The sequence below is a fragment of the Pseudomonas sp. NUPR-001 genome, assembly GCF_052147955.1.
Lineage (GTDB): Bacteria > Pseudomonadota > Gammaproteobacteria > Pseudomonadales > Pseudomonadaceae > Aquipseudomonas.
The window spans coordinates 287,502-314,243 of record NZ_CP197353.1; the positions used below are offsets into that span (position 1 = coordinate 287,502).

21 protein-coding genes and 1 pseudogene are annotated in these 26,742 nt (G+C 60.7%); 10 read left to right on the top strand and 12 right to left on the bottom strand.

The genetic code is table 11. From position 1 onward, the window contains the following. Window positions 1-7 precede the first annotated feature (7 nt). Both nudE and cysQ read left to right on the top strand, forming a co-directional pair. Entirely contained in the window at window positions 8-574 is a 567-nt protein-coding gene (nudE, locus tag ACP6KB_RS01270) for an ADP compounds hydrolase NudE (protein WP_133216452.1), read from the top strand. Continuing rightward, window positions 571-1,398: a 3'(2'),5'-bisphosphate nucleotidase CysQ gene (cysQ, locus tag ACP6KB_RS01275; RefSeq protein WP_442111512.1), complete on the top strand. Its 828-nt coding sequence runs from the start codon at window positions 571-573 to the stop codon at window positions 1,396-1,398. Before nudE ends, cysQ begins: the two co-directional genes overlap by 4 nt. On the opposite strand, the gene ACP6KB_RS01280 is transcribed toward cysQ, so the two are convergent. Genes ACP6KB_RS01280 through rfbB form a run of 7 tightly spaced genes read right to left on the bottom strand, consistent with a single transcriptional unit; the run spans window position 1,387 to window position 8,466 of the window. Beyond that, on the bottom strand, window positions 1,387-1,842 hold the full coding sequence (locus ACP6KB_RS01280; protein ID WP_442111513.1) for a YiiD C-terminal domain-containing protein: 456 nt from the start codon (window positions 1,840-1,842) through the stop codon (window positions 1,387-1,389). The genes cysQ and ACP6KB_RS01280 overlap by 12 nt on opposite strands. Then, window positions 1,839-3,251, bottom strand: a complete 1,413-nt coding sequence (locus tag ACP6KB_RS01285) for a sigma-54-dependent transcriptional regulator (RefSeq protein ID WP_442111515.1) — start codon at window positions 3,249-3,251, stop codon at window positions 1,839-1,841. Before ACP6KB_RS01285 ends, ACP6KB_RS01280 begins: the two co-directional genes overlap by 4 nt. Next, window positions 3,248-5,062, bottom strand: a complete 1,815-nt coding sequence (locus ACP6KB_RS01290; protein WP_442111517.1) for a sensor histidine kinase — start codon at window positions 5,060-5,062, stop codon at window positions 3,248-3,250. Before ACP6KB_RS01290 ends, ACP6KB_RS01285 begins: the two co-directional genes overlap by 4 nt. Window positions 5,063-5,097: 35 nt before the next feature. After that, a complete protein-coding gene (gene rfbD, locus ACP6KB_RS01295) occupies window positions 5,098-5,973 on the bottom strand; it encodes a dTDP-4-dehydrorhamnose reductase (protein ID WP_442111519.1) in 876 nt (291 codons plus the stop codon). Beyond that, entirely contained in the window at window positions 5,970-6,515 is a 546-nt protein-coding gene (gene rfbC / locus ACP6KB_RS01300; protein WP_442111521.1) for a dTDP-4-dehydrorhamnose 3,5-epimerase, read from the bottom strand. The genes rfbD and rfbC overlap by 4 nt, the downstream gene beginning before the upstream one ends. Continuing rightward, entirely contained in the window at window positions 6,515-7,387 is an 873-nt protein-coding gene (gene rfbA, locus ACP6KB_RS01305) for a glucose-1-phosphate thymidylyltransferase RfbA (RefSeq protein ID WP_442111523.1), read from the bottom strand. Before rfbA ends, rfbC begins: the two co-directional genes overlap by 1 nt. Further along, window positions 7,384-8,466, bottom strand: a complete 1,083-nt coding sequence (rfbB, locus tag ACP6KB_RS01310; protein ID WP_442111524.1) for a dTDP-glucose 4,6-dehydratase — start codon at window positions 8,464-8,466, stop codon at window positions 7,384-7,386. Before rfbB ends, rfbA begins: the two co-directional genes overlap by 4 nt. A 196-nt stretch (window positions 8,467-8,662) precedes the next feature. Here rfbB and ACP6KB_RS01315 point away from each other — a divergent pair, with 196 nt between their 5' ends. The 4 genes from ACP6KB_RS01315 (at window position 8,663) to ACP6KB_RS01330 (ending at window position 14,173) form a co-directional block, all read left to right on the top strand. Then, window positions 8,663-11,569 carry an aminotransferase gene (locus ACP6KB_RS01315; protein ID WP_442111526.1) on the top strand — a complete coding sequence of 969 codons (2,907 nt, stop codon included), beginning with the start codon at window positions 8,663-8,665 and terminating at the stop codon, window positions 11,567-11,569. Between the two features lie 183 nt (window positions 11,570-11,752). Then, window positions 11,753-12,631, top strand: a complete 879-nt coding sequence (gene aguB / locus ACP6KB_RS01320; RefSeq protein WP_442111528.1) for an N-carbamoylputrescine amidase — start codon at window positions 11,753-11,755, stop codon at window positions 12,629-12,631. A gap of 61 nt (window positions 12,632-12,692) precedes the next feature. Then, entirely contained in the window at window positions 12,693-13,799 is a 1,107-nt protein-coding gene (aguA, locus tag ACP6KB_RS01325) for an agmatine deiminase (RefSeq protein ID WP_442114239.1), read from the top strand. A 182-nt stretch (window positions 13,800-13,981) separates the two neighbouring features. Next, window positions 13,982-14,173, top strand: coding sequence for a hypothetical protein (locus ACP6KB_RS01330; protein ID WP_442111529.1), 192 nt, complete (start codon window positions 13,982-13,984; stop codon window positions 14,171-14,173). Between the two features lie 85 nt (window positions 14,174-14,258). Here ACP6KB_RS01330 and ACP6KB_RS01335 read toward each other — a convergent pair whose 3' ends face one another. Next, window positions 14,259-16,346, bottom strand: coding sequence for a TonB-dependent receptor (locus ACP6KB_RS01335; RefSeq protein ID WP_442111531.1), 2,088 nt, complete (start codon window positions 16,344-16,346; stop codon window positions 14,259-14,261). A 351-nt stretch (window positions 16,347-16,697) separates the two neighbouring features. Here ACP6KB_RS01335 and ACP6KB_RS01340 point away from each other — a divergent pair, with 351 nt between their 5' ends. Continuing rightward, window positions 16,698-17,990 carry an OprD family porin gene (locus ACP6KB_RS01340; protein ID WP_442111533.1) on the top strand — a complete coding sequence of 431 codons (1,293 nt, stop codon included), beginning with the start codon at window positions 16,698-16,700 and terminating at the stop codon, window positions 17,988-17,990. Between the two features lie 66 nt (window positions 17,991-18,056). Here ACP6KB_RS01340 and ACP6KB_RS01345 read toward each other — a convergent pair whose 3' ends face one another. Beyond that, window positions 18,057-19,721 carry an FMN-binding glutamate synthase family protein gene (locus ACP6KB_RS01345; protein ID WP_442111535.1) on the bottom strand — a complete coding sequence of 555 codons (1,665 nt, stop codon included), beginning with the start codon at window positions 19,719-19,721 and terminating at the stop codon, window positions 18,057-18,059. 221 nt (window positions 19,722-19,942) lie between these two features. Between ACP6KB_RS01345 and ACP6KB_RS01350 the strand changes: the two genes are divergently transcribed. Then, window positions 19,943-21,133 carry an MFS transporter gene (locus ACP6KB_RS01350; protein WP_442111537.1) on the top strand — a complete coding sequence of 397 codons (1,191 nt, stop codon included), beginning with the start codon at window positions 19,943-19,945 and terminating at the stop codon, window positions 21,131-21,133. A gap of 4 nt (window positions 21,134-21,137) precedes the next feature. Here ACP6KB_RS01350 and ACP6KB_RS01355 read toward each other — a convergent pair whose 3' ends face one another. Further along, window positions 21,138-22,289, bottom strand: a complete 1,152-nt coding sequence (locus tag ACP6KB_RS01355; protein ID WP_442111539.1) for a lysozyme inhibitor LprI family protein — start codon at window positions 22,287-22,289, stop codon at window positions 21,138-21,140. Window positions 22,290-22,464: 175 nt separating this feature from the next. Here ACP6KB_RS01355 and rfaD point away from each other — a divergent pair, with 175 nt between their 5' ends. Further along, window positions 22,465-23,460, top strand: a complete 996-nt coding sequence (gene rfaD, locus ACP6KB_RS01360) for an ADP-glyceromanno-heptose 6-epimerase (RefSeq protein WP_442111541.1) — start codon at window positions 22,465-22,467, stop codon at window positions 23,458-23,460. Between the two features lie 148 nt (window positions 23,461-23,608). On the opposite strand, the gene ACP6KB_RS01365 is transcribed toward rfaD, so the two are convergent. Both ACP6KB_RS01365 and ACP6KB_RS01370 read right to left on the bottom strand, forming a co-directional pair. Continuing rightward, window positions 23,609-24,988, bottom strand: a complete 1,380-nt coding sequence (locus ACP6KB_RS01365; RefSeq protein ID WP_442111543.1) for a flavin-containing monooxygenase — start codon at window positions 24,986-24,988, stop codon at window positions 23,609-23,611. Between the two features lie 94 nt (window positions 24,989-25,082). Beyond that, a complete protein-coding gene (locus ACP6KB_RS01370; protein ID WP_442111545.1) occupies window positions 25,083-25,283 on the bottom strand; it encodes a hypothetical protein in 201 nt (66 codons plus the stop codon). Window positions 25,284-25,570: 287 nt separating this feature from the next. Between ACP6KB_RS01370 and ACP6KB_RS01375 the strand changes: the two are divergent. Then, window positions 25,571-26,530 (top strand): annotated as a pseudogene (locus ACP6KB_RS01375) (HAMP domain-containing protein); the annotation flags it as partial. Window positions 26,531-26,742: the final 212 nt, after the last annotated feature.

The window sequence follows — 26,742 nt, forward strand, 5'->3', positions numbered from 1 at the left end:
CCTCCCCATGCGCCAGAAACCTACCGTCCTCTCCCGCGAGATTGTCGCCAGCAGCCGTTTGTTTCGGGTCGAAGCTGTGCAATTGCGCTTTGCCAATGGCAACGAGCGTACCTACGAGCGCTTGGTGGGACGCGGCAACGGCTATGGTGCGGTGATGGTGGTGGCCATGCTCGATGCCGAGCATGCAGTGCTGGTGGAAGAGTACTGTGGCGGTACCGACGAGTACGAGTTGTCGTTGCCCAAGGGCTTGATCGAGCCGGGTGAAGACGTGCTGGCAGCGGCAGACCGCGAGCTCAAGGAAGAGGCCGGCTTTGGTGCCCGCCAGCTTGAGCATCTGACCGAGCTGTCGCTGTCGCCTGGCTACATGAGCCAGAAGATTCAGGTAGTGCTGGCCACCGACTTGTACGAAGAGCGCCTTGAAGGCGATGAGCCGGAGCCGATGCGCGTCGACAAGATCAACCTGCGTGAATTGTCGGCATTGGCGCAGCACCCGCAGTTTTCCGAAGGCCGCGCGCTGGCAGCACTGTACCTGGTGCGTGACCTGCTGACGCAACGCGGGGCGTTCAGCGCATGAATGATCTGCAACTGATGCAGCAGGTGGTCGAGCTGGCACGTCAGGCGGGCAACGCCATTCTGCCGTTCTGGCGCGCTGATGTCGCAGTGACGACCAAAGCCGATGAGTCGCCGGTGACCGCTGCCGACCTGGCTGCCCATGCGGTGATTGCCAAAGGCTTGCAAGCCCTGGCACCAGAGATCCCGGTACTGTCGGAAGAAGACTGCAATATTGCCTTGAGTGAACGTCAGCAGTGGCAGCGCTGGTGGCTGGTTGACCCGCTCGACGGCACCAAGGAGTTCATTGCCGGGACTGAAGAGTTCACCGTCAATATTGCCCTGATCGAGCGTGGCCGGGTGGTGTTTGGCGTGGTGGCGATTCCCACCAATGGTCGCTGCTATTACGGCGGTCAGGGGCTGGGTGCCTGGTGCGCCGAGACCAACGCTGCGCCGCACGCCATTAACGTGCGCCAAGCGCCAGCGCCGGGGGAGGCGTTCACTGTGGTCGCCAGCCGCCGTCATTCAAGCCCGCAACAGGACGCCCTGCTGGCCGGCTTGAGCAGCGCGGTAGGTGAGCTGAAACTGGCCAATATCGGCAGTTCGTTGAAGTTTTGCTTGTTGGCCGAAGGGGCGGCCGATTGCTATCCGCGCCTGGCGCCGACCTCGCAGTGGGATACCGCAGCGGCCCAGGGCGTGCTGGAAGGCGCGGGGGGCGAAGTGCTCGGCCTCGACGGCCAGGCTTTTACTTACCCACCACGCGAGTCGTTGCTCAACCCTTACTTCCTGGCCATCCCGGCCGCCGCCGCGTGGCGCGAGCGGTTGCTGCAACTGGCTTCAACGATGTAGCACGTACTGGCCGCTGAATTGCACTGCGGCCTCGTCACTGCCGGCATTGCACACACGGGTGTTCAGGGTCAGGCGTGCGCGGCCGCGGCGCTGGTAGGTGGCAATGAAGCGTTCCCAGACTTTCGCTTCCGGCGCTTCGCACACGGCGATGGCGGCGCCGGTGACCGGCAACGGGTAGCTGATCTGGCCTTCCTGAATGACGATATGGCCATCGTCGATCCCCGCTTCGCGCAGGCGCAAGTGCAGCCAGCCCCAGCCCACCAGCACGCTGGCACAGTACAGACTGCCGCCGAACATGGTGCTCTTGTGATTGACGTTGGGCGCCAGCGGCAATTGCAGGCGCAGTTGCTGGTTGTGCCAGTCGAGCACTTCCATGCCCATCTCGCGGGTCAGCGGAATGTCGCTGTGCAGCACTGATTGCAGGTAGTGGCTGTCCGTGGTCATGGGCGGTTGTCCTCTGTTTCGTCAGGGCTGGCGTTGCTGTCGGCGAAGCTCAAGCCATGTTTGCGCAGTTTGTCGTGCAGGGTCTTGCGCGGAATGCCCAGCGCTTCGGCCAGGCTGCGCATGGAGCTGTGCGGTTGGCTCAGTTCGGCGGCAATCAGCGAGCGCTCGAACTGCTCGACCTGATCACTGAGGTTGCCGCCCGTAGCCAACGCCGGTTGCTCGTGGGGTTGCTCCGGGGCCTGGCCATCAAGAGCCAGTTCCAGCCCCAGGGCGAAGCGTTCGGCGGCATTTTGCAGCTCACGCACATTGCCGGGCCAATTGTGGCGCAGTAGCAGCCCACGCTGGGTTGGCTGCAAGGTATGAGCAGGCAGACCGTGGCGCTGGCTCGCGGCATCGGCGAAGTGCTGGAACAACACCAGGATGTCATCACCGCGTTCGCGCAGCGGTGGGATACGCAGCGGCGCAACGTTCAGGCGATAGTACAAGTCGGCGCGAAAGCGCCCCTGGTCAGCGGATTGGCGCAGGTCTTCTTTAGTGGCAGCGATGATGCGGATATCCAGCGGGATCTGCTGGTTGCCGCCCAGGCGCTCAACCACTCGCTCTTGCAGCAAGCGCAACAGCTTGACCTGAACATCCAGGCTCATGCTTTCGATTTCGTCGAGAAACAGGGTGCCGCCGTTGGCGAACTCGAATTTGCCGATCCGGCGCTTTTGCGCCCCGGTGAAGGCGCCGGGCTCGTGGCCGAACAGCTCGCTTTCGACCACCGACTCGGCCAGGGCGCCAGCGTTGATGGCGACAAAAGGCCCATCGCGGCGGCTGGACAAGTCATGCAGGGCGCGGGCCACCACTTCCTTGCCGGCGCCGGTCTCACCGAGGATCAGCACATCGGCGCGGGTCGCCGCCAGGGCACCGATTTGCTCGCGCAGCCGCGTCATCGAAGGCGACTGGCCGACCAGGCGGGTGCTGAGTTGCTGGCGATCGCTCAGGGCCAGGCGCAGGCTGCGGTTTTCCAGGACCAGACGGCGCAGGGCCAGCGCGCGGCGCACGCTGTCGAGCAGGGCATCGCTGGCAAACGGCTTTTCGAGAAAGTCGTAGGCACCGGCGCGCATGGCTTGTACCGCCAGCGGTACATCCCCGTGGCCGGTAATCAGCAGCACTGGCAAATCAGGGTCTTGGGCATGCACCTGTTGCAGCAGTTCCATGCCGTCGATGCCGGGCATGCGGATATCGCTGACCAGCACACCCGGCCAGTCAGCTTCGATACGCGAGGCCAGATGCTGCGCATCGCTCAACGACAGGACTTTAAGGCCGGCAAGGTCGAGGGTCTGACTCAAGGCCTGGCGCAGGTGCGGATCGTCGTCGACCAGGATCACCTGAATGCGGCTGTCGATGGGCGGCTCGGTGGTCATGCCGATGGGTCCTCTGAGGTTTGCAGGTTGGCGCCAGGGGTGGCCACGCGCAGTTGCAGGGTGAGCAGGGCGCCACCTTCAGGGTGATTGCCAAGCAGCAACTCGCCGCCCAGCGCGCGCATCAAGGTATCGCAGATCGCCAGGCCCAGGCCAAGACCCTGGGTACGCGTCTTGGTGGTGAAAAACGGTTCGCGTGCCCGGGCCAGTGCTTCGCTGGTAAAGCCCGGGCCGTTGTCGCGAATGTACAGGTAGACGTTGCCATCACGCTGTTCGGCACTGAGCATGAGCCTGCGCGGGTTGGCTTTTTCGGTCAGGGCATCGAGGGCGTTGGCCAGCAGGTTGCCCAGCACCTGACGCAGGCGGGTTTCACCGGCCTGTACCCACAGTGTGGCGTCGGGCAGGTCACGTACCAGCTCCACCGCCATCGCCCGTCGGCGCTTGGCCAGCAGGGCCAGGGCGTCATCCAGTGCGGGCTGGAGTGCCACGCTTTCCGGGGCATGCCGGTCGCGGCGGGCAAAGGCGCGCAGGTGGGCAATGATCGAGGCCATGCGCCCGGTCAACTCGCTGATCAGCTTGAGGTTGCTGCGGGCGTCATCGGTGCGTTGATGGTCGAGGAGGATTTCGGCGTTTTCGGCATAGCTGCGGATCGCCGCCAGGGGCTGGTTGAGCTCATGGCTGATGCTCGCCGACATGGTGCCCAGCACCGACAGTTTGCCAGCCTGGACCAGCTCGTCCTGGGCGCGCACCAGCTCTTGCTGGGCCTGCTCACGCTCCAGCACTTCAGTTTTCAGTCGGGTATTGAGGCCTTCGAGGTCGGCGGTGCGCTCGATTACGCGCTTTTCCAGCTCGTGACGGGCGTGGGCCTCGAAATCAATGCGGTCCATGTAATGACGGCGCCGCTGCATCATCAGGCCGAGCAACAGCATGAGCACCAACAGGGTGGCGCCGCCGATGGCGACAACGGTGTTCACCGAGCGGTCGATCAGGGTGCGCGGCGCAAGGATGCTGACTTGCCAGCCGGTTTCTTCAATGGCCTGGGTCTGGATCAACCAGGCGTCCTGGTTCAGGTTCAGGGGCTGCGGGGTTTGCGTTGGGTAAGGCTGAATGGCGGCGATGGCTTCACGCTCGGTGTCGGTCAGCGGCCGGGTCGCCCGGAAGCGCCAGTCGGGGCGTGAGGTGAGAATCACCACGCCGTTATGGTCGGTGAGCAGCAGTTGCTCAGGTGTTTTGCCCCACAAGGTTTCGGTGTGATCGAGATCGACCTTGACCACCAGTACACCAATGATCTGCTCGCGGTCGCGCACGGCGGCAGCGAAAAAATAGCCACGTTTGGCGGATGTGGTGCCTTGGCCGAAAAAGCGTCCCAGGCGCCCTTGCACGGCATCGGTGTAGTAGGGCCGGAAAGTGAAGTTACGGCCAACGAAACTGTCTTGTTTGTCCCAGTTGGAGGCCGCCAGGGTGTTGCCCTTGACGTCCATCAGGTACATGACTTCGGCGCCGGTCTGGGTGGCGATGTCTTTGAGCAGGCGGTTGGCGTTGGTCAGGGTTTCCAGGCGCAGCGGGTCAGCCAGCACCGCCCGCAATGCCGGCAGGTCGCCGAGGATCTGCGGCAGGGTTTCATAGCGGTGCAGGGTGCCGAGCAGGTTGGCCACGTAGAGGTCGAGGGTCTGGCGGTTTTGCCCAGCCAGCTCGTCCTGGTAGTAGTGTTTGGCCAGGTGCTGCAACGGCCAGAGCAACGGCGCCAGACACACGGCCAGCAAGGCCAGGCTGCGCCATCGCGGGCGACGGGGAAGTGGTGGAATCTTGATCATCGTAAATGCGCCAGAATCGTCTGGCGCATTATGCGCTACTTCAGGCAGTCGATCAGCGCCTGCTGCCAGTGCGGTTGGCTGACCTGCCATTCGCGTTGCAGGCGACTGCAGTCCAGGCGCGAGTTCAACGGGCGGCGGGCCGGGGTCGGATAGTCACTGGAAGGAATAGGCAGCAACTGAGCGCAGGGCAGGCCCTGGGCCTTGAGCTGCTCGGCGATGGCCTGGGCGAAACCGAACCAGGAGGTTTCACCTTGCGCGGTCAAGTGGTAGATACCCCAGGCACCGGCCTGGCCGGCCTGCCAGCGTTCGATCAGGGCGCGGGTGCTGAGGGCGATGGTGCCTGCCCAGGTGGGCGCGCCGATCTGGTCGGCAACGATGCGCAGTTCCGGCTTTTCCTGCAGCAAGCGCTGCATGGTGAGCAGGAAGTTACGCCCGTGTCGCGAGTACACCCAGCTGGTGCGCAGGATCAGGTGCTGGCCACCGACAGCGCTGATGGCCTGTTCGCCTGCCAATTTGCTTTGACCGTAGACACCCAGCGGATTGGGCGGGTCATCTTCGTTGTAGGCGCCGTCTTTGCTGCCGTCGAAGACATAGTCGGTGGAGTAGTGAATCAGCGGGATGCCGAGCTTCTTCGCTTCTTCTGCGAAAATGCCCGGTGCCTGGGCATTGATCGCAAAGGCCAGCTCCGCTTCGCTTTCAGCTTGATCCACCGCAGTGTGGGCAGCGGCGTTGATGATCAGGTCTGGCTTGAGCGCTTGGACCTGTTGGCGGATAGCCTCCGGCTGGGCCAGATCGAGCTGTTCGCGGCCCAGCACATGCAGCTGGCCGAGGTCACCCAGGCGCTGTTGCAGCTCCCGGGAAACCTGACCGTGCTGGCCGCTGATCAGGATGCTCAGGTGGCGTGCCGTCATGGGAACACGTCCAGCTCTTTGAGCAATTTGCCGGCCTGGTCTTTTTCAGACAGGCGCGGCGCTTCGCTCAATTGCCAGTCGATGGCCAGGTCCGGGTCATCCCAGCGAATGCAGCGTTCGGCTGCCGGGTTGTAGTAGTCGGTGGTTTTGTAGACAAACTCGGCGCTGTCGCTGAGCACCACGAAGCCGTGAGCGAAACCTTCCGGCACCCACATCTGGCGACGGTTGTCGGCCGACAGCCGCGCAGCGACCCACTTGCCGAAGTGTGGCGAGCTGCGGCGAACATCGACGGCCACATCCAGCACTTCACCGTGAATCACACGCACCAGCTTGCCCTGGGTATTTTCCAGTTGGTAGTGCAAGCCACGCAGCACGCCTTTCTCGGACTTGGAATGGTTGTCCTGAACAAAGGTGGTGATGATGCCGGTCTGTTCTCTGAAGACTTTCTCGTTAAAGCTTTCGAAGAAAAAACCGCGGCTGTCACCGAACACTTTCGGCTCGATGATCAGCACGTCGGGTAGATCTGTTTTTATAACGTTCATTAATGTTCTTCAGCCAAGCCGTAGAGGTATTGTCCGTAGCCGGTCTTGCCAAATGCCTTGGCACGTTCCAGCAGTTGTGTGCGGTCGATCCAGCCCTGCTGGAACGCAATTTCTTCCAGGCAGGCCACCTTCAGGCCCTGGCGGCGCTCAATGGTTTGCACGTACTGCGACGCTTCCAGCAGGCTGTCGTGGGTACCGGTATCGAGCCAGGCAAAGCCACGGCCGAAACGTTCGACGCGCAGGTCGCCACGTTGCAGATAGGCGTTGTTGACGTCGGTGATTTCCAGTTCGCCGCGTGGCGAAGGTTTAACGTTTTTGGCGATTTCCACCACATCATTGTCGTAGAAATACAGGCCGGTTACTGCATAAGGCGACTTGGGTTTGGCAGGTTTTTCTTCGATCGACAGTGCACGGCCATGTTGATCGAAGTCGACCACCCCGAAGCGCTCCGGATCTTTGACCAGGTAGCCGAATACCGTAGCACCGGAGGGCTGGCGGATAGCCCGCAGCAGTTGCTCGCTGAAGCCCTGGCCGTGAAAGATGTTGTCGCCCAGGATCAGGCACACTGGATCGTTACCGATGAATTCTTCGCCAATCAAAAAGGCCTGGGCCAAACCGTCGGGCGAAGGCTGTTCGGCATAGCTGAGGGTGATACCAAACTGGCTGCCGTCACCGAGTAGCTGTTTGTACTGGGGCAAGTCATTCGGTGTAGAGATCAGCAGGATTTCCCGGATCCCGGCCAGCATCAGCACGGAAAGCGGGTAGTAGATCATCGGTTTGTCATAGATCGGCAGCAGTTGTTTGGACACGCCCAGGGTGATGGGGTGCAAGCGGGTGCCGGAGCCACCGGCCAGAACGATACCTTTGGTCATGCAATAAGATCCTTGAAGTTGCTGAAGCCAAGGCGCTGCCCTTGATAACTACCGTCCTGTACCCGTTGGCACCATTCCAGGTTTTCCAGGTACCACTGCACGGTCTTGCGCAGCCCGCTGTTGAAGGTTTCTGTCGGAGTCCAGCCCAGTTCACGTTCGATCTTGCTGGCGTCGATGGCATAACGCTGGTCGTGGCCCGGGCGATCCTCAACGAAGGTGATCAGGTCGGCATACTGCGCCACGCCTGCCGGGTGCTGTGGGGCGAGCTCTTCGAGCAAGGCGCAGATGCCGCGCACCACATCGATGTTTTTCTGCTCGTTGTGGCCGCCAATATTGTAGGTTTCGCCCACCTGGCCCTCGGTGACCACCTTGAGCAAAGCGCGGGCATGGTCTTCAACGAACAACCAGTCACGCACCTGCAGGCCATTGCCATACACCGGCAGTGGCTTACCGGCCAGGGCGTTGAGGATGACCAGCGGAATGAGTTTTTCCGGAAAGTGGAAAGGCCCGTAATTGTTCGAGCAGTTGGTGATCAGCACCGGCAGGCCATAAGTGCGCTGCCAGGCGCGGACCAGATGGTCGGACGCCGCCTTGCTCGCCGAGTAAGGTGAGCTTGGCGCATAGGGCGTGGTTTCGGTGAACAGGTCATCAACGCCATGCAGGTCGCCATACACTTCATCGGTGGAAATGTGATGAAAGCGAAAAGCTGCGCGCGCTTGCGCAGGCAGCGTCATCCAGTAGGCGCGTGTTGCTTCCAGCAGGCTGTAGGTGCCGACGATGTTGGTCTGAATGAAGTCTGACGGGCCATCGATCGAGCGGTCGACATGCGATTCTGCCGCAAGGTGCATGATTGCCTGGGGTTCAAAGCGCTTCAGCACCGCGCTGACCGTTGTCTGATCAGCGATATCGGCCTGGACAAATTCATAGCGGGTATTGGTCGCGATACGGGTCAGCGACTCCAGATTGCCGGCATAGGTCAGCTTGTCGAGGTTCAGCACCTCGTGCTCGGTATTGTCGATCAGGTGACGAATCAGGGCCGAGCCGATGAAGCCGGCACCGCCGGTAATGAGTATTCGCATGTCCAATGACCTTTGATGAATCTGTTGATGTTCGCTCAAGCCTAGCTCGCAAACAGTTATAAGCAGGAGCAAAGCGGTACCGCTGTCCGGGCAGGTTACTGTGCAATGCCTCGTTGTTCATCGCTTTTTACCGGCCATGCTTGCTTATCGGCCAAAGCGGTGGCGATATAAGCAGCAAAAAAAACGAGGTCGTACCATGCCGCTCAGTACCCTGATTCATCGCTCCACGCAGCCCTGCCCCGACGTCAGCGAGCAGCAGGCGCTGCTTTTAGTGCAGGAGCACTACGGGCTTGGCGGTACGTTGCAGTCGTTGGGCAGTCAGCAAGACCTGAATTTTCGCGTCGACAGCGCCCAGGGCCGTTATGTGCTGAAAATCTGTCACGGCGATTATGCCACTGCTGAACTGCAAGCTCAGCACGCGGCCTTGAGTTACCTACGTGAGCGCGGGCTGCCGGTACCAGCCGTGGTGGCTGCAGGTTCCGGTGAGCAATTGCTGGCGCTGGATGTGCAGGGCCAGCTGCTGCGGGTACGGTTGCTCGACTACATCGAAGGGCAGTCGCTGACTCGCCTCAAGCACATGCCGCCACAGCTGATTGCCGAGTTGGGCAGGCTCTGCGCGCGGATCGACCAGGCTTTGGCCGATTTCACCCATCCCGGCCTTGAGCGCACGCTGCAATGGGACCCACGCCACGCCCCGGCGCTGATTGCCCACTTGCTGCCGGTGCTCAGCGACGGGCCACGCAAGGCGCAATTGCTTGCGGTCACTGAAAAGGCCGAACAACGCTTGCGGCCCCTGCTTGAACAGCTACCGATGCAAGCCGTGCACCTGGACATCACCGATGACAACGCCGTGTGGCAGCGTGATGAACAGCGCCAATGGCAGCTACAAGGGGTGATCGATTTCGGTGATTTGCTGCACACCTGGCGCATCGCCGACTTGTCGGTAACCTGCGCGGCCCTGCTGCATCATGCCGAAGGCGATCCACTGCGCATTTTGCCCGCCGTTCAGGCCTATCATGCGCTCAACCCGCTGACCGAAGCCGAACTGCAGGCGCTCTGGCCGATGATCGTGGCGCGCGCTGCGGTGCTGGTGCTCAGCAGTGAGCAGCAACTGAGCGTCGATCCGGGCAACACCTACATTCGTGACAACCTGAGCCACGAGTGGGAAATCTTTGATGTCGCCACCAGCGTACCGTTCGAGCTGATGGAGGCTGCAATTCTGCACGTAACAGGCTTTGCCGCACCTGCCGTGGCGCAGCAAGGCGGGGTGCTGTTGCCAGGCCTGGTGGCGGGTACCGTAAAAACCGTGGACCTGGGCGTGCTGAGCAGTCATTGCCAGGCTGGCAACTGGGAGCAACCGGGGTTTGATCAGCAGTTGCTCCGCGAGCAGGCCGCTGAGCAAGGTGCGGCCTGTTCGCTGTACGGGCAGTATCGCTTGTCGCAAACCCATATCGACAACCCGCAAGAACCCGCCACTTTTGCCCTGAACGTTGAGCTGCAGGCCCCGGCGGGCACCGCGTTGCAGGCACCCTGGGCCGGTGTCTGGCTACAAACGGGCGCCGGTCAGGGATGCTTGAAGGGTGAGCAGTGCAGCCTGTGGCTGCGTGGGCTGGTGAATGCGCCGGAGTCCGGTGCGCAACTGAGCCAAGGCCAGCCGTTGGGCCAGACCGATGGCGTGTTGAGTGTGCAGCTGTGCCGTGTCGCCGACCTGTGCCCGCCCGCCTTTGTGGTGCCATCGCGGGCCGCGGCCTGGGCGGCCTTGTGCCCGTCGCCGCAAGCCGTCTTGGGGTTTGCTTGTGAGGCCGAGCCGCTGGTCGATGCGCAACAACTGCTGGCGCGTCGTGACGCCAGCTTTGCCCGTTCGCAGAAGCACTACTACGAGCAGCCACCGCATATCGAGCGCGGCTGGCGTAACTACCTGATCGACATGCAGGGGCGCTCGTACCTGGACATGCTCAACAACGTCGCGGTGCTCGGTCACGGCCACCCACGCATGGCCAGTGAATCCGCGCGCCAGTGGTCGCTGGTCAACACCAACTCGCGCTTTCACTATGCGGCGATCGCCGAGTTCTCCGAGCGTTTGCTGGAGCTGGCGCCGGACTCGATGGACCGGGTGTTCCTGGTCAACAGTGGTACCGAGGCCAACGACCTGGCGATTCGCCTGGCCTGGGCCTACAGCGGTGGTCGTGACTTGCTCAGCGTGCTAGAGGCTTACCACGGCTGGTCGGTGGCCACCGATGCGATTTCCACCTCGATTGCCGACAACCCCCAGGCATTGAGCACGCGGCCGCAGTGGGTGCACCCGGTGATCGCGCCGAACACCTACCGTGGGGCGTATCGCGGCGATGACAGCACCGCTGATTATCTGCGTGATGTCGACGCCAAATTGGAGGCTTTGGCCAGCGAGCAGCGGCAATTGGCCGGGTTCATCTGCGAGCCAGTGTATGGCAACGCGGGCGGCATCTCGCTGCCACCGGGCTATCTGCAACAGGCGTATGCCAAGGTGCGCGCGGCGGGTGGCGTGTGCATTGCCGACGAAGTGCAGGTTGGCTACGGGCGGTTGGGCGAGTACTTCTGGGGCTTTGAGCAGCAAGGCGTGGTGCCGGACATCATCACCATGGCCAAGGGCATGGGCAATGGCCAGCCACTGGGCGTGGTCATCACCCGCCGGGAGATTGCCGAGGCGCTGGAGGCCGAGGGTTATTTCTTCTCGTCTGCCGGCGGTAGCCCGGTCAGCTGCCGGATCGGCATTGCCGTGCTGGATGTCATGAAAGAGGAAGGCCTGTGGGACAACGCCCGCGATGTTGGCCGCTACTTCAAGGCACGCTTGCAGGCATTGGTCGATAAACATCCGTTAGCCGGTGCTGTGCATGGTTCGGGTTTCTACCTGGGGCTGGAGTTGGTGCGTGATCGCAGCACCCTGGAGCCGGCCAGCGAAGAAACCACCACCCTGTGCAACCGCCTGCGTGACTTGGGCATCTTCATGCAGCCTACTGGCGACTACCTGAACATCCTCAAGATCAAGCCGCCGATGTGTACCACCCGTGCCAGCGTGGACTTCTTCGTCGACAGTATCGACAAGGTGCTGAGCGAAGCGCTCTAGCCCGTGGCTTAAAAGCCGGATAAACCGATAACAATCGGTTTATCCGGCTTTTTTGTGGCTGAAATTTTTGATTTGTCACTTTTAAAGCCGATATTTATCGGATATAAAGTCGTCCATCACCCAGCAATCTGTTTTCGGTCGCCTGCACGGTCAGTCGGCCCGGTTGTCCTTCGAGGAGGTTTCATGAGCCGCACCGTCACTGTCGCCGCCACTCAGATGGCGTGTTCCTGGGATCGCCAGGACAACCTGGCCACCGCCGAAAAACTGGTTCGTGAAGCAGCTGCCAAGGGCGCGCAGATCATCCTGATCCAGGAACTGTTCGAAACCCCGTACTTCTGCCAGAAGCCGAATCCGGATTACCTGCAACTGGCGACGCCGGTTGAGACCAACGCCGCGATCGAGCATTTCCAGGCCCTGGCCAAAGAGCTGCAGGTAGTGCTGCCAATCAGCTTCTTCGAACTGGCCGGGCGTGCGCGCTTCAACAGCATCGCGATCATCGATGCCGACGGCAGCAACCTCGGTGTGTACCGCAAGACTCACATCCCGGATGGCCCTGGCTACCACGAAAAGTATTACTTCAACCCGGGCGACACCGGCTTCAAGGTCTGGCAAACCCGTTACGCCAAGATCGGCGTCGGCATCTGCTGGGACCAGTGGTTCCCCGAGTGCGCGCGCAGCATGGCGCTGCTGGGTGCCGAAGTGCTGTTCTACCCGACCGCCATCGGCAGCGAGCCGCACGACAAGACCATCTCCTCGCGCGACCATTGGCAGCGCGTACAGCAAGGCCATGCCGGCGCTAACCTGATGCCGCTGATTGCCAGCAACCGTATTGGTAACGAAGCGCAAGACGGCTACGACATCACCTTCTATGGCTCCTCGTTCATCGCCAACCAGTTCGGCGAGAAAGTCCAGGAGCTCAACGAGACCGAAGAGGGCGTGCTGGTGCATACTTTCGACCTCGACAAACTGGAGCACATCCGCAGCGCCTGGGGCACTTTCCGTGACCGCCGTCCGAACCTGTACGGCCCGGTGAAAACCCTCGATGGCGCGCTGGAATCCTGATCGTCCACTGACCCTGCTGCAGGCCCCGAATGCCTGCGGCGAACACTGCAAAGGTTTACACATGAAGACCCTGACCAGCACCCCACGCGCCGACGGCTTTTACATGCCAGCCGAATGGGCGCCGCAAACCCAGGTATGGATGGTCTGGCCTGAGCGTCCGGACAACTGGCGTCTGGGCGGCAAACCGGTACAAGCTGCACACGTGACGCTGGCCAATGCCATCGCCCGTTTCCAGCCGGTCACCGTGGCCGTTTCTGCCGCACAATACGACAACGCTCGCGCCCGTCTGGATGCGCCGAACATTCGTGTGGTTGAAATCAGCAACGACGACGCTTGGGTGCGTGACACCGGGCCAACCTTCGTCATCAACAACAGCGGCGAAGTCCGTGGCGTTGACTGGGGCTTCAATGCCTGGGGTGGTTTCGAAGGCGGGCTGTATGCGCCGTGGAACCGTGACGAGCAAGTGGCAAGCAAAGTTCTCGAAATGGAACGTTGCCCGCGCTACCACACCGAAGGCTTTGTGCTGGAAGGCGGTTCGATTCACGTCGATGGTGAAGGCACCCTGATCACCACCGAAGAATGCCTGCTCAACCACAACCGCAACCCACACCTCAATCGCGAGCAGATCGAAGCGGTGCTGCGTGACCACCTGGCGGTGGACACCATCATCTGGCTGCCCGATGGCCTGTACAACGACGAAACCGACGGCCATGTCGACAACTTCTGTTGTTACGTGCGCCCAGGTGAAGTGTTACTGGCCTGGACAGATGATCCTCAAGACCCCAACTACGCACGTTGCCATGCCGCACTTGAAGTGCTGCAGAACAGCCGCGATGCCAAAGGTCGCACCTTTACAGTGCACAAGATGCCGATTCCGGGACCGCTGTTCGCCACTGAAGAAGAGTGCGCGGGTGTCGATCCGGTTGCCGGTAGCCAGGAGCGTAACCCCTCGGTTCGCCTGGCGGGTTCCTACGTCAACTTCCTGATCGTCAACGGCGGCATCATCGCGCCAAGCTTCGACGACCCGGCAGATGCCGAGGCTAGAGCGATTCTGGCCCGAGTGTTCCCGGAGCATGAAGTGGTGATGATCCCAGGGCGCGAGATGCTTTTGGGCGGCGGCAATATCCACTGCCTGACCCAGCAGCAGCCGGCCCCATTCAAGGGCTGAATTTGCGCAAATAAAAAACCCGTCTTCGGACGGGTTTTTTTATGGGCGGGCGACAGTCGGCGTGAGCGCTGGCACACCTCTTGTATTTGTTTTGCATTGTATTTCAAACAGATAGGGCAAATCGGTTCTGTCACAAAGTTTGAGTAATTTAGCCGCTCACGGCCCAGGGAGTACGTGTTGAAATGAATGCAGTAAGTGAGTCGGCTTCGCCCTCATCGGCAATGAACCCGCAGTCACTCCAGCGAGTGGCGCAGTGGTTGAAAGACAACAGAGTTATCCGGGGCAGGAAGTCCGATCACCGTCGAGTGTTGCTGGCGCGTTACCCAACAGGCTTGATCACCGAAGCAGAGCTGGAAGCCCTGCTCGGTAGCTGAATACCTGTAGGAGCGGGCTTGCCCCGCGATACGATGTGACTGACAGATCGCTATCGCGGGGCAAGCCCGCTCCTACCGGGGTGGGTTAGAAGCTGTAGGTGCCGGTCACGACCAAGCTGCGCGGATCACCGAACTGGATCTGCGCGGCACTGGTTGCCGAGCTGTAGTAAGTCTTGTCGGTAATGTTGTTCAGCGCGGCGCGCAGGTCCCAGTCTTTGGCGCGGAAACCGGCCAGCGCGTCCCAACGGCCATAGCCAGGCAGCACCGCAGTGTTCTGGTTGTCGGCGTAACGTTCGCCAACAAAGGTCAAACCAGTTTCGCCGTACCAACCCATCTCCGGCTTCCAGGTCACGAATACGCTGCCATTGCGCTTGGCGACGTTGCTGACCCGATTGCCTTCCTGGCCGTTGCTGTCTTCAACGATGGTGGCGTCCTGAATACCGATCCCACCACGCATGTACCAGTTGCCAACGATGTTGCCGGTGGCCGTCAGTTCAATACCACGCGAGCGCTGCAGGCCGGTCATCAGCGTGACATCCGGCTGGTTCGGGTCGCTGGTGCGGCGGTTGTAGAGTTCCAGCTCGTAAATGGCCAGCGTGGTGCTCAGGCGCTCGTCGAGCCAGTCGCTCTTGACCCCCACTTCTTTCTGGCGGGTCTCTTCAGGGCTGGTCTCGTTGCTGTTGCCCGGGGCGCCTGGGGTAATACCGATCAGGCCACCACCCACTGGCGAGAAGGTCTTGCTCCAGGAGGCATAGAAGGAGTGTTCCTTCCACGGTGAATACACCACGCCCAGACGCGGGCTGGTGCTGTTGCTGTCCTGCTTCTCGGAAAGGTCGTTCTTGAGCTTGTTGGTGGTTTCCACTTCGAATTGGTCGAAGCGCACACCGGCCAGCACTTGCCATTGATCGTTCAGGCGCAGTTGGTCCTGGATGTACAGGCCGCGGCTATCGACCACCGTGTGGTTGTTGCTCGACGCGATCATCTGCCCGTTGTACTGCGCGTTACGGTCAGGGTTGTACACGTTCACGCTCGGCACTGGCGTGGCATTTTTGTACAGCAGCGGGTCACGACGCTGATGGCCGAACTCCACGCCAGTCAGCAAGGTGTGCTGCAGGCCGAAGGTGTCGAAGTTGCCTTCCAGTTCCACGTTGTTGAACAGGTTGCGGGTGTTGAGGTCTTGCTGCCAGCGTTGGCGGGTAACTTGCCCGGTCTTGGCGTTGTAGCCCGTCTGATAGGTGTTGTCGAAATCACTGTTGAGCTTGAACAAGCCCAGGGTGTGGCGCACCTGCCAGTTTTCGCTGAGCTGGTAATTCAGGCGCGAGCGCAGCGATTGCGCTTTGTCGTCGATGAAGTCGCGCTGGGTATCACCGTAGGTGGTGGAGCGGCTGACATCGGCCGGGCGGCCATTGATGCTCGGGATGCCGCGATCAGGGGTACGGTTGTAGCGGCTGTATTCATACTGCACCAGCCAGTTCAGGTCTGGGGTCAGTTGCCAGCTCATCGACGGCGCGAACAGCTGGCGGCTGCCGTCGATGCCATGACGGAAACTGTTGTTGTCCTGGTTGCCCATGTTCAGGCGCAGGCTGATGTTATCGCTCGGGTCGGCGCTGAGGTCGGCATACAGGCTGCGCAGGTCTTCGCTGCCGCCTTGCGCTTCGATGCTCGAACGGCGTCCGGCTTCGGGCAGCTTGCTGATGCGGTTGACGATCCCGCCCTGGCTGCCACGCCCGTACAGGACCGCTGCCGGGCCCTTGAGCACTTCGATGCGTTCAATGTTGTGCAGGTCGCGCACGTATTGGCTGTCGTCGCGGATGCCGTCCAGATAAAAGTCGTTACTGGCATCGAAGCCGCGGATGCGCACACTGTCAAAGCGCGTATCGGCGCCGGTGCTGACGTTCGGGATACCACTGAGCGCCTTGCCCAGGTCATTGCTGCCGTAGTCCAGTACGTTGCTGGTTTTTACCGCGTCGATGGTTTGCGGAACGTAACGTGCTGGTGTCGAAGTGCGGGTAGCGGTGCTGACTTCCTTGACCCGGGGATCGTCCTGATCACGGTCGCTTTCAGCGGTCACCGAAAGCTCGGGCAAGTTCAGGGGAGCGGCAACTGCCAGGGTGGAACCGAGAAACAGGGATACACCCAAGGTCAAGGGTGAGAGGCGGCAGGGGGCAGGCATTGAAAACATCCGAGGGTATTAGACGAAAGCGGGATTGAAAAAGCGCGCGAATGATAATGCGTGCTATTTACTTATGTTATTCGTTTCTCTTCTGCTTTCGTAGTTTTATGTTTCAATTTGTTTCGTGCTTGTCAGGGGCATTTCACGAATTTTTGACATGCTCATCTTTACACGGATAGGATTCGGTCAACGCCTGTAGGCCCATGAGCCAAGAGTCCAGAATAAAAGGCCCGCTGCGAACTTCGCAGGCGGGCTTTTTGTTTTCTGACCCGCGAGCGTCAACCCACGCAGGGGGCGTGGTTTTTGGCGTCGGCCGCAGTGCGTATTTGACTAAGTAATAAGGAAAATAAAATGTTGAAATCCAGGATCAGCCTGGTCGCGCTGGGGCTTATGGCCGCGACTCAGGTTTCGGCCAATGACCAGGCCAACGCAAAGGGCTTTATCGAAGACAGCAGCGCCAGCCTGCTGCTGCGCAACGCCTTCATCAACCGTGACAAGAAGCACGACACCCAGGACCAGCGGGAATGGGGTCAGGCTTTCATCGGTAAGTTCTCCTCTGGCTTCACCCAGGGCACCGTCGGTGTCGGTGTAGATGCTTTCGGTCTGTACGCAGTGCGTCTGGACGGCGGTAAAGGTCATAACGGCGGCGCCGGTATCGACTTCTTCAAGCCGGCTGATGGCGACTCGCCGACCAACCAGCAGAACTCCCCGCACAACCTGGCCCGTGGTGGCGCAGCCGTTAAATTCCGCGTTTCCAACACTGTACTGAAGTACGGTGACCAAATGCCGGAACTGCCAGTGCTGCAGTACGATGACGGCCGCCTGCTGCCAGAAAGCTACACCGGTACCCTGATCACCTCCAAAGAGATCAAGGGCCTGGAACTGAACGCCGGTCGTTTCACCCAGGAAGCGCGTAAAAGTGCTGAAGGCCGTGACAGCGGTGGCCTGAAAGCCATCAACGTGTTTGGCGGTAGCTACAAGTTCACCGACAACCTGTCGGCCTCGCTGTACGGCTCCGACGTTGAAGACGTGCTGAAGAAGCAGTACCTGGGCGTGAACTACGTTCACCCGCTCGCGTCTGACCAGTCCCTGACCCTGGACTTCAACGGTTACAAGACCAAGCTGGATCGCGACTTCGCTTCTGACGACCGTCGTGACAACACCATCTGGAGCCTGGCGGCAACCTACGCCTTCGGCCCGCACTCGATCACCCTCGCGCACCAGCGCAGCACCGGTGATACCGGCTACAACTACGGCTTCTACCAGAACGCCGGCGGTATCGGTGACGGTGGTTCGACCATCTACCTGGCCAACTCCTACTGGTCTGACTTCAACAACGAAGACGAACGCTCCTGGCAGCTGGGCTACGGCCTGGACTTCGGCGCCTTCGGTGTACCGGGTCTGACCTACAAAGTGGCTTACGTGCGTGGTGACAACATCAACACCCGTGGCTTCGGCGAAGGTGAAGAGCGCGAAATCTTCAACCAGTTCAAGTACGTGGTTCAGGAAGGTGCTGCCAAAGACCTGTCGATCAAACTGCGTAGCTCGTTCCTGCGTACCTCGAACAGCATGCGTCAGGCTGAGCTGAACGACGACGGCAACGAAGTCCGCGTATTCGTTGAATACCCGATCAGCATTCTCTGATCGATTCGCGGGGCAAGCCCGCTCCTACCGGTAGGAGCGGGCTTGCCCCGCGAGACGACCCCAGCGTCAAGCCGGGGTCGTATGTTTACGACGTGCAGCGAGTATCACTGGCTGCACCTCGCCTGTCTCCGGCTCAAAACTGTCACTGCGAGCCATCCGCCACATCCGCGCATAAAACTCACTGTCAATCGAGCCGCTGAGCAACTCGCCAGGCTTGAGGAACACGTGCAACTGCGAAAACAGCCGAATCTCGCTGGCACTGATACGCCGTACCAGGTGCTTGGGTTTAAGCTGCGACGGATGTTCAAGCCCCGCAGCCGCAAGCATCTCTGCCAGCGCATGCAAGGTATTGCGGTGAAAGCTGTACACCCGCTCGGCCTTGTCCGGCACCACCAGTGCGCGTTGTCGAAGCGGATCCTGAGTCGCCACCCCGGTGGGGCACTTGTTGGTGTGGCAACTCTGCGACTGAATGCAGCCAATGGCGAACATAAAGCCACGTGCCGAGTTGACCCAGTCCGCCCCGATTGCCAACACACTGGCAATATCGAAAGCGCTGACAATCTTGCCGCCCGCACCAATTCGCACCTTGTCGCGCAGGTTCAGGCCAACCAGGGTGTTATGCACAAACATCAAACCTTCGCGCATCGGCACGCCGATGTTGTCGCTGAACTCGCGCGGCGCAGCGCCGGTGCCGCCTTCCTTGCCGTCGACCACGATAAAGTCTGGAACAATGCCGGTGACCAGCATGGCCTTGGCGATGCCCATGAACTCCCACGGGTGACCCAGGCAAAACTTGAACCCCACTGGCTTGCCGCCCGACAGTTCGCGCAGTTGCGCGATGAACTGCAGCAACTCGATGGGCGTGCGAAAGGCACTGTGCGCAGCCGGTGAAATGCAGTCTTCACCCACCGTTACGCCACGGGTGGCAGCAATCTCGCTGCTGACCTTGTGCCCCGGCAGAATCCCGCCGTGCCCGGGTTTGGCGCCCTGGCTCAGCTTGATTTCAATCATCTTCACCTGCGGGTCACGCGCTTGCCTGGCGAAGCGGTCGGGGTCGAAGCGACCGGCAGGCGTGCGGCAACCAAAGTAGCCGCTGCCAATCTCCCAGATCAGGTCCCCGCCGTGTTCACGGTGATACGGGCTGATGCTGCCTTCGCCAGTGTCATGGGCGAAGCGGCCTTTCTTCGCGCCCTGGTTGAGCGCAGCGATGGCGTTGGCGCTGAGGGCGCCGAAGCTCATCGCCGAGATGTTGAAGATCGACGCCGAGTAGGGCTGACGGCACTGCGGGCCACCAATGGCGATGCGAAACGAGGCGGGGTCGGGGGTGTCGGCCGGCAACATCGAATGGCTGATGAACTCGAAGCCTGGGCGATACACATCGTTGAGCGTGCCAAAGGCCTTTTCGGCGCTTTCGTTCTTCGCCCGTGCATACACCAGTGAACGCTGGGCCCGCGAGAACGGCAGTTTGTCGTCATCGCCTTCGAGCAGGTACTGGCGAATCTCCGGGCGGATGGTTTCGATCAAGTAACGGATATTGCCCAGAATCGGGTAGTTGCGCCGCACGGCATGATGGCTTTGGCGCAGGTCGTTCAGGCCAACCAGGCTGAGCAACGCGCAGATCACCGTGAAGGGCCAGAGCCAGGCATGGCTGGCAAGGAAGGGCAGGCTGATGAAGGTGAAGAGCAGGCAGCCGGCCAGACAGGCGTAACGGCTGGGGAGCGAAGCTTTCATGAATCTTCCGCTGACAGGAGTAATCGTGCCTAGGATAGGGCAAGCACTGCAGCGGAAAACCCGTGAATTCGGTAAAAGACTTTTATCCCCGTGGTGCTTGCAAGGCCCGCGCTAGCGCGTTAGTTCGCTTGCTACTGATCCTTACTCCGCAACTTGCATAACTGCCGTGGGCAGCCTGCATGTTACAAGGCATTTCCAGTATTTTCAGGCGCCTGTGCACCATGTTTGCCACCTCTTCCGCCCCCAGAACACAGGGGTTCGGCCTGCTCTGCCTGGCCAGTTACCTGTTGTCGTTGTCGTACGGTTCGACGTTCTTGTTGTCGCTGCTGGTAAGCAGCCGTGGCGGTAACGAGCAGGATGCCGGGCAGATCATTTCACTGGCCATGCTCAGTACCGTGGTGGCGGTGTTGGTGAGCGGGCACCTGGCCGACCGCTTGGGCTCGGCGCGGGCCATTGTGCTGTCGGCGTTGTGCCTGGTGGCGGCGTGCCTGGGTTTTGCCCTGGTGCCCGGCACTGGCATAGGTTTGATGCTCTGTGGCCTAACCCTGGGCCTTGGTTGGGGCGCCTTTTACACCCTGGGGCCGATTCTGGTCAGCGAACGGGTCGATGCCCAGCGCCGCACCCACAGTTTTGCGCTGCTCTCGGGCAGTATGATGAGCGGCATCGGCTCCGGGCCGCTGGTGGGCAAGCTCGCCAGCCTGTTCGGCTTGCCGGTGCAAACGGCGTTCTTCAGCGCTGCCATGGCTGCATTGCTCGGCCTGCTGATCTTCAATTACCTGGCACGCTTGCCGTCGCCCGCTACCAGCCCGGTCAGCATCAGCCGACGCGCGTGTATCGAGGTGCTGGGCTCCAGGGCGCGCTGGCCGATCGTCATGGTCGGCCTGGGCGGGGCGATTTTTGGTGGCCTGGGCAGCTTTCAAACCTCGTATGCCGGCGCGCATGGACTGGACTACTCGTTGTTTTTCATTGGCTTCATGAGTGCCGCGATCAGTTGCCGGCTGCTGGTTGCTGGCTGGGTGGTCAAGCGCGATGCCTACTGGGCGTCGTGCGTGCTCTCGGGCTTTACCGTGCTGGCGGTGCTGGCGCTGGGCTGGGGGGTAGCGGGTAACCTTGGCTACCTGCTGGCCGCGGCATTGCTCGGGGTCGGTTATGGCCTGAACTACTCGGTGATCAACGGCCTGGCGGCCAACCAGGCACCGCCCGGCCGCACGCCACAAGCCTTGCTGCTGTTCAGCCTGGCGTACTTTCTAGGGGTGTTCGGCTACCCTTGGCTGGCAGGCCGCCTGATTGTCAGCAGCGGCACTGAAGCGATGATGGTCAGCCTGCTGATCATTGCCTTGCTCAACTGGGCGATCAGTGTTGCTCGCCTGTACGGGCGCCGACGCGCCGGGACGCTGTCGGCGCCCGCCTGAGCATTTACTGCTGAGGGGCGATGGTGAACATCAGCTTATCGCCCTCAAGATAAACAAGTGCTTCCTGGCCCAGCACGTCCACCGGGACGGCCGAAACGGCTTCGTGCTCGGGGACGATCTTTTCCAGCGTTTTGTTTACCAGGTCAGCGCGCCAGACGCAGGCAAAGTCGCCACTGTTGTCGAAGTACAGCACCGGCCGGGTTGGATTCCACATCGGGTTTACCACGCTCCAACCGTTATCGTTCTTGTCCATGATCCGGTCGTAGGTGTTGCCGTCGCGCTCGTACGGGTAATGCAGCATCACGTTTGTGTTGTTGTAGTTCAGGTCGGTGGCAATCATCGCCTTGGAAAAGCGCTTGGCACCGGATTCCGCAGAAAACAGCTGGGCCGAAGGCTGGGGTTGCTCCTTGGAGCCCAGGGTGTAAGCCATGCTCTGTTCGGCTTCGCCCTTCACCCGATGCCGGTAATAGAACACCCCGTCGATGATGCCGGCATAACGCTCACCCTGATCATTGGCGCCGATGTTGTTCCAGCCGCTGAAGCGAATGTCGCGGACAATCGGGTGCAGGCCGGGGCGGGCGTCGGAGTACTCGTACAGCGAGCCGAAGTAGCGTCTCTCATAGCTATTGCCAGCGTTACGGACCGTCTGGTCGACGTGTTCGCCAACAAAAACCACCGCGTTCAACACCCCGTCCAGGATTGCCACGTCAACTATCTGGGTATACAGGTGAGGGTTAACGCCTGGGACGGTAGCCAAGGCAAAGCGTTGCCACGGTGCGTCAGTGATCTGCAGGTAGGGCTGTTGGTCTGACGATGGCCGTAAGGTAGGTGCCTCGGCCTGAGGGTCTGGCTGTGCCGGAGTCAGCCGCGTGATTTGTTGATCGTAAGCGTTCTCAATGCATGTGGCCGATTTGCACAGGTTGCGTACTTCGCGCAGCCAGCGCCGTTGCAGTTCGCGGAAAACTTTCTGGTGTTGAAGGGGTTGGTACAGTGCGCTGAGCTGTTCGTCCTTGACCGACAGCGTCGGCGCTGTACACACGGCGGTCTCTACCAGCGTACTGGCTTTGCTGCAGTCGAAACTGGCGGCAAAGGCCGCAGGGCTGGCGAAAAAGGCGCAGGCCAGGGCAGCAGGTAGCAAGCGTGAAAAGGCGTTCATCAGACATCCATGTGCACGAGAGCGGGGCAGCGATGATACGGCAGCGGCGGCCATCACCGCAAAATCATGGCCTGACCAGCGTCACGGTTATCCACAAAACTATTGATCCTGGTTAATTCTTGTACAAATTCCCCGACTAGACTGACCGCTCAGCACCCTCAAAGGGGGAGATGGCATGACGATTATCGTGACCGGCGCCGCAGGCTTTATCGGCAGCAACCTGGTGCAGGCCCTCAACCAACGCGGCGAAACCGAGATCATCGCGGTAGACGACCTTCGCGACGGCGACAAGTTTGCCAACCTGGCCGACAGCGAGATTGCCGACTACTTGGACAAAGACGACTTTCTCGAGCGTTTTGCCCGTGGCCAGTTCGGCAAGGTGCGCGCTGTCCTGCATCAAGGCGCTTGTTCCAGTACCGTCGAAAGCGACGGACGCCTGATGATGGACAACAACTACCGCTTCAGCCGCGACCTGCTGGACGCCGCCCAAGGTCTGCAAGTGCCGTTGCTGTACGCCTCATCGGCGGCGGTGTATGGCGCCGGCAGGGACTTTCGCGAACAGCGCGAATGCGAGCGGCCCCTGAACGTCTACGGCTATTCCAAGTTTCTCTTCGACCAGCGCGTGCGTCGCCAGCTACCGGTTGCCCGTAGCCAGGTGGTGGGCCTGCGTTACTTCAATGTGTACGGCCCGCATGAGCAGCACAAAGGCGCGATGGCTTCCGTCGCCCTGCATTGCTTCAACCAGTATCAGGCGCATGGCAGAGTCAGCCTGTTCGGCAGCTACGGTGACTACCCCAGCGGCGGCCACCTGCGCGACTTTGTCTCGGTAGAGGATGTGGTCAAGGTCAACCTGTTCTTTCTCGACCGCCCGCAGCTCAGCGGTATTTTCAATGTCGGCAGCGGCCGTGCCCAGCCCTTCAACGACGTTGCCCTGGCCGTGATCAACCGCCTGCGCGAACAGCAGGATCTGGCGCCGTTGTCACTGGAAATGGCCTTGCTTGAAGGCATTCTGGAATACAGCGAGTTCCCCGAGCATTTGCGTGGCAAGTACCAGTGCTACACCTGCGCCGACCTTGAGCGTTTGCGCGGCGTGGGTTACCAGGCGCCAACGCTGACCGTCGAGCAGGGGGTTGCACGTTACTGTGACTGGTTGCAGGAAACGGCGGCCTAGTTTTGGGAGCAACTGTCCCACACCACCTGTGGGAGCGGCGGTTCGGCGACCCGACTTGCCCCGCGAACACGGGCGAAGCCCGTGCCATTCACCGCAGTGCCTGCTTCGCGGGGCAAGTCGGGTCGCCGCACCGCCGCCCCCACAGAGCCTAGTGCTGACGCAGGGTTTTGACATCGCCTTTGGCTGAAGTCTCGCGCAGGTATTCGGCCAGTGAGTCATCCATGGCCTGCAGCCAGCGGGTATGGTGCGGCACTGCCGCCGTGCCGGTGATTACCGAGCGGTAGGACTTGTCGCGATAGCCCATGATGTCCTGCTTCTTGTCCGACTTCCATTTGAGGAAGATACGGTTGACCGCGTCGATGTCGAAGCTCGGGTAATCGGTTTGCTCGATCAAGTGCTGGATATAGCGGCCTTGAAATTCGTACATCGATGCCGTTGTTTCCAGGGCTTGCTCTTCGGCACGCCAGCGTTCGCTGTCGCTGTGCATCGCTGTCTGATTCGGCAGGCTGATACGCCCGAGCATGTAATCGCGGGCAAACCAGGCCTGGGCGTCGAACAGGTTGAAGCTGTACCAGAGGTCTTGCATGCCCAGGTACATCAGCTGTGGGTTCTGCTCCCACACCACACCCTGGTAAAGCCCCAGTGGCCACAGGCGGTTGTTGGTTTTCAGCGCCAGTTCATCGGGCAGGAACGGGAAGTGATGCTGGTAGCCCGTGCACAGAATGATCGCATCGACGCGCTTGCTGGAGCCGTCGGCAAAAAACGCCAGGTCGCCTTCCACCCGCTGCAATTGCGGGCGTTCTTCCCAGCCCTTGGGCCACTTGTAACCCATCGGTTGGCTACGCCAGGCGCTGGTAATCGAACGTGCGCCGTACTTGAAACACTGCGAACCGATGTCCTCGGCGGAGTAGCTGCTGCCGACGATCAGCACGTCTTTACCCTTGAACTCCAGCGCATCGCGAAAATCGTGAGCGTGCAGAATGCGCCCGGAAAAACGCTCGAAACCGGCAAAGTCCGGCACATGCGGCGTGGAGAAATGCCCGCTGGCCACCACGACAAAATCGAACACCTGCTCGATGCTCTGGTCGAGGCTGTAGTCGTGGGCATTGACTGTGAAGGTACGGCTGACTTGATCAAAGCGCACCGCTTTAACCGCAGTATTGAAGCGAATGTAATCGCGCACACCGGCCTTCTTCACCCGGCCCTGGATGTAATCCCACAGCACTTCGCGTGGCGGATACGAAGAAATCGGCCGTCCGAAGTGTTCATCGAAACTGTAGTCGGCGAACTCCAGGCACTCCTTTGGCCCGTTCGACCACAGGTAGCGGTACATACTGCCGTGCACCGGCTCACCGTGCTCATCCAGGCCGGTGCGCCAGGTGTAGTTCCACATACCGCCCCAATCGGCCTGCTTCTCGAAACAGACCACCTCGGGCATCGGTGCGCCCTGGGCATGAGCGGATTGAAAGGCACGCAACTGCGCCAGGCCAGACGGGCCGGCGCCGATAATGGCAACACGAATAGTCATAAGATTTCCTGCCAGAAAACACTGAAAAAAATGCAAAGCGTCTCCAGCCCTGAGCGGTAAAAGCCCGAGCGATGGAAAGCGGAAAATTCAGGTGTCAGTGAGCAGGCGGAGGAACAGGGCGCTTGCGCTTGTGGGCCAGCAGGGTGTCGCGAGGTGGAATCGACAGCGTGTGAAACAGCGTCGAGAGGGGGGAGCTGCACAGCGAAAGGTCAGCGGCGAAGGAGGGCCCGAAAGGCTTGCCGAACAGCGCGGCAAACGGGCCCTGGGGGCGAAAGATACGTGTGTTCTCGTTCATGATGGGCTGATTCTGCCTCTTCTCGTTATGGATGCCTTTTTAGCTATAACGGATGGGGGCAGGGATTACAAGGTTGGCGGTCCCTGGGTGGGAGCGGGCTTGCCCCGCGATAGCGTTTTGTCAGCCATATCGCATCGCGGGGCAAGCCCGCTCCTACAGGTCAGTTCAAGGTTTGCTTGTCTGCGGCCGATACCGGTCAATTGTCCGGTAGAAGATGTACACAACAGACCATGAACAAAAATCTGCGTTTCAGTCACAAGATTCTGTTAGCCGCGTCATTGATCGTAATGCTCGCGTTTACCCTGTTCACCCTCTACAGCGATTACCTGCAGCGCAATGCGACACGCGTCAGCCTGGAAAACTACCTGGCTGAAATGGGTAAATCGACTTCCACCAACATCCGCAACCTGCTGGAAGGGCGGATCAATCTGGTGGAAAACCTGGCACAGAACATTGCCCAAGAGCCCGCCAACGCCGAGACGCTGATGGGCCAGAAAGCGCTGATCTCGAGCTTTCTCACCGTCTACCTAGGCAAAGTCGATGGCGGCTTCAGTGTTCGTCCAGACGCCAAGATGCCCGACGGCTATGACCCGCGCCCACGCCCCTGGTACAAGGACGGCATGAGCGCCAACGGCGCGATACTCACCGAGCCTTACATCGACCTGACCACCAACAAGATGGTCATTGGCATCCTCAGCAAGGTCTCCTCCAGCATCGGTGTGGTCGGCGGCGATCTGTCGTTGGACGGCCTGGTGGAAATCATCAACTCGCTGAACATCGGCGGCATGGGCTATGCCTTCCTGGTCAACGACCAAGGCAAGATTCTGGTTCATCCAGACAACACGCTGGTGATGAAGTCGCTGTCGGATCTGTACCCTGAGCGCACACCGAAACTGTCGGGTGAACTGACCGAAGTCGAGGTCGATGGCCAGCCGCGTCTGCTGACCTTTGCGCCGATCCACGGGCTGCCTTCGGCCAATTGGTACGTCGGTCTGTCGGTCGACAAAGACAAAGCCTATGCAATGCTCAGCGATTTCCGTACTTCGGCGATCATTGCCACGCTGATCGCCGTGGCCATCATCATCACCCTGCTCGGCCTGCTGATTCGCGTACTGCTGCAACCGTTGAACACGATGATCCGCGCCATGGAAGACATCGCCGAAGGTGAAGGCGACCTGACCAAGCGCCTGGCCATCCACAGCCACGACGAATTCGGCGCGCTGGGTAGCGCGTTCAACCGTTTCGTCGAACGTATTCACACCTCGATCCGCGAAGTGTCCTCGGCTACCGAGCAGGTCAACGAAGTGGCCTTGCGGGTGGTGAGCGCCTCCAACTCGTCGATGGTCAATTCCGACGAACAAGCCAACCGCACCAACAGCGTCGCGGCGGCGATCAACGAGCTTGGCGCCGCCGCCCAGGAGATCGCCCATAACGCTGCCCAGGCCTCACAACAGGCCAG

Excerpts from the sequence above, each read along its gene's own strand:
- ACP6KB_RS01330 (WP_442111529.1), top strand. The coding sequence starts at position 13,982 with ATGAATGCAGTAAGTGAGTCGGCTTCGCCCTCATCGGCAATGAACCCG.
- rfbB (WP_442111524.1), bottom strand. The coding sequence starts at position 8,466 with ATGCGAATACTCATTACCGGCGGTGCCGGCTTCATCGGCTCGGCCCTG.
- rfbD (WP_442111519.1), bottom strand. The coding sequence starts at position 5,973 with ATGACGGCACGCCACCTGAGCATCCTGATCAGCGGCCAGCACGGTCAG.
- cysQ (WP_442111512.1), top strand. The coding sequence starts at position 571 with ATGAATGATCTGCAACTGATGCAGCAGGTGGTCGAGCTGGCACGTCAG.
- rfbA (WP_442111523.1), bottom strand. The coding sequence starts at position 7,387 with ATGACCAAAGGTATCGTTCTGGCCGGTGGCTCCGGCACCCGCTTGCAC.
- nudE (WP_133216452.1), top strand. The coding sequence starts at position 8 with ATGCGCCAGAAACCTACCGTCCTCTCCCGCGAGATTGTCGCCAGCAGC.
- ACP6KB_RS01290 (WP_442111517.1), bottom strand. The coding sequence starts at position 5,062 with ATGATCAAGATTCCACCACTTCCCCGTCGCCCGCGATGGCGCAGCCTG.
- aguB (WP_442111528.1), top strand. The coding sequence starts at position 11,753 with ATGAGCCGCACCGTCACTGTCGCCGCCACTCAGATGGCGTGTTCCTGG.
- aguA (WP_442114239.1), top strand. The coding sequence starts at position 12,693 with ATGAAGACCCTGACCAGCACCCCACGCGCCGACGGCTTTTACATGCCA.
- ACP6KB_RS01345 (WP_442111535.1), bottom strand. The coding sequence starts at position 19,721 with ATGAAAGCTTCGCTCCCCAGCCGTTACGCCTGTCTGGCCGGCTGCCTG.
- ACP6KB_RS01335 (WP_442111531.1), bottom strand. The coding sequence starts at position 16,346 with ATGCCTGCCCCCTGCCGCCTCTCACCCTTGACCTTGGGTGTATCCCTG.
- ACP6KB_RS01285 (WP_442111515.1), bottom strand. The coding sequence starts at position 3,251 with ATGACCACCGAGCCGCCCATCGACAGCCGCATTCAGGTGATCCTGGTC.
- ACP6KB_RS01350 (WP_442111537.1), top strand. The coding sequence starts at position 19,943 with ATGTTTGCCACCTCTTCCGCCCCCAGAACACAGGGGTTCGGCCTGCTC.
- ACP6KB_RS01365 (WP_442111543.1), bottom strand. The coding sequence starts at position 24,988 with ATGACTATTCGTGTTGCCATTATCGGCGCCGGCCCGTCTGGCCTGGCG.
- rfaD (WP_442111541.1), top strand. The coding sequence starts at position 22,465 with ATGACGATTATCGTGACCGGCGCCGCAGGCTTTATCGGCAGCAACCTG.
- ACP6KB_RS01340 (WP_442111533.1), top strand. The coding sequence starts at position 16,698 with ATGTTGAAATCCAGGATCAGCCTGGTCGCGCTGGGGCTTATGGCCGCG.
- ACP6KB_RS01355 (WP_442111539.1), bottom strand. The coding sequence starts at position 22,289 with ATGAACGCCTTTTCACGCTTGCTACCTGCTGCCCTGGCCTGCGCCTTT.
- ACP6KB_RS01370 (WP_442111545.1), bottom strand. The coding sequence starts at position 25,283 with ATGAACGAGAACACACGTATCTTTCGCCCCCAGGGCCCGTTTGCCGCG.
- ACP6KB_RS01315 (WP_442111526.1), top strand. The coding sequence starts at position 8,663 with ATGCCGCTCAGTACCCTGATTCATCGCTCCACGCAGCCCTGCCCCGAC.
- ACP6KB_RS01280 (WP_442111513.1), bottom strand. The coding sequence starts at position 1,842 with ATGACCACGGACAGCCACTACCTGCAATCAGTGCTGCACAGCGACATT.
- rfbC (WP_442111521.1), bottom strand. The coding sequence starts at position 6,515 with ATGAACGTTATAAAAACAGATCTACCCGACGTGCTGATCATCGAGCCG.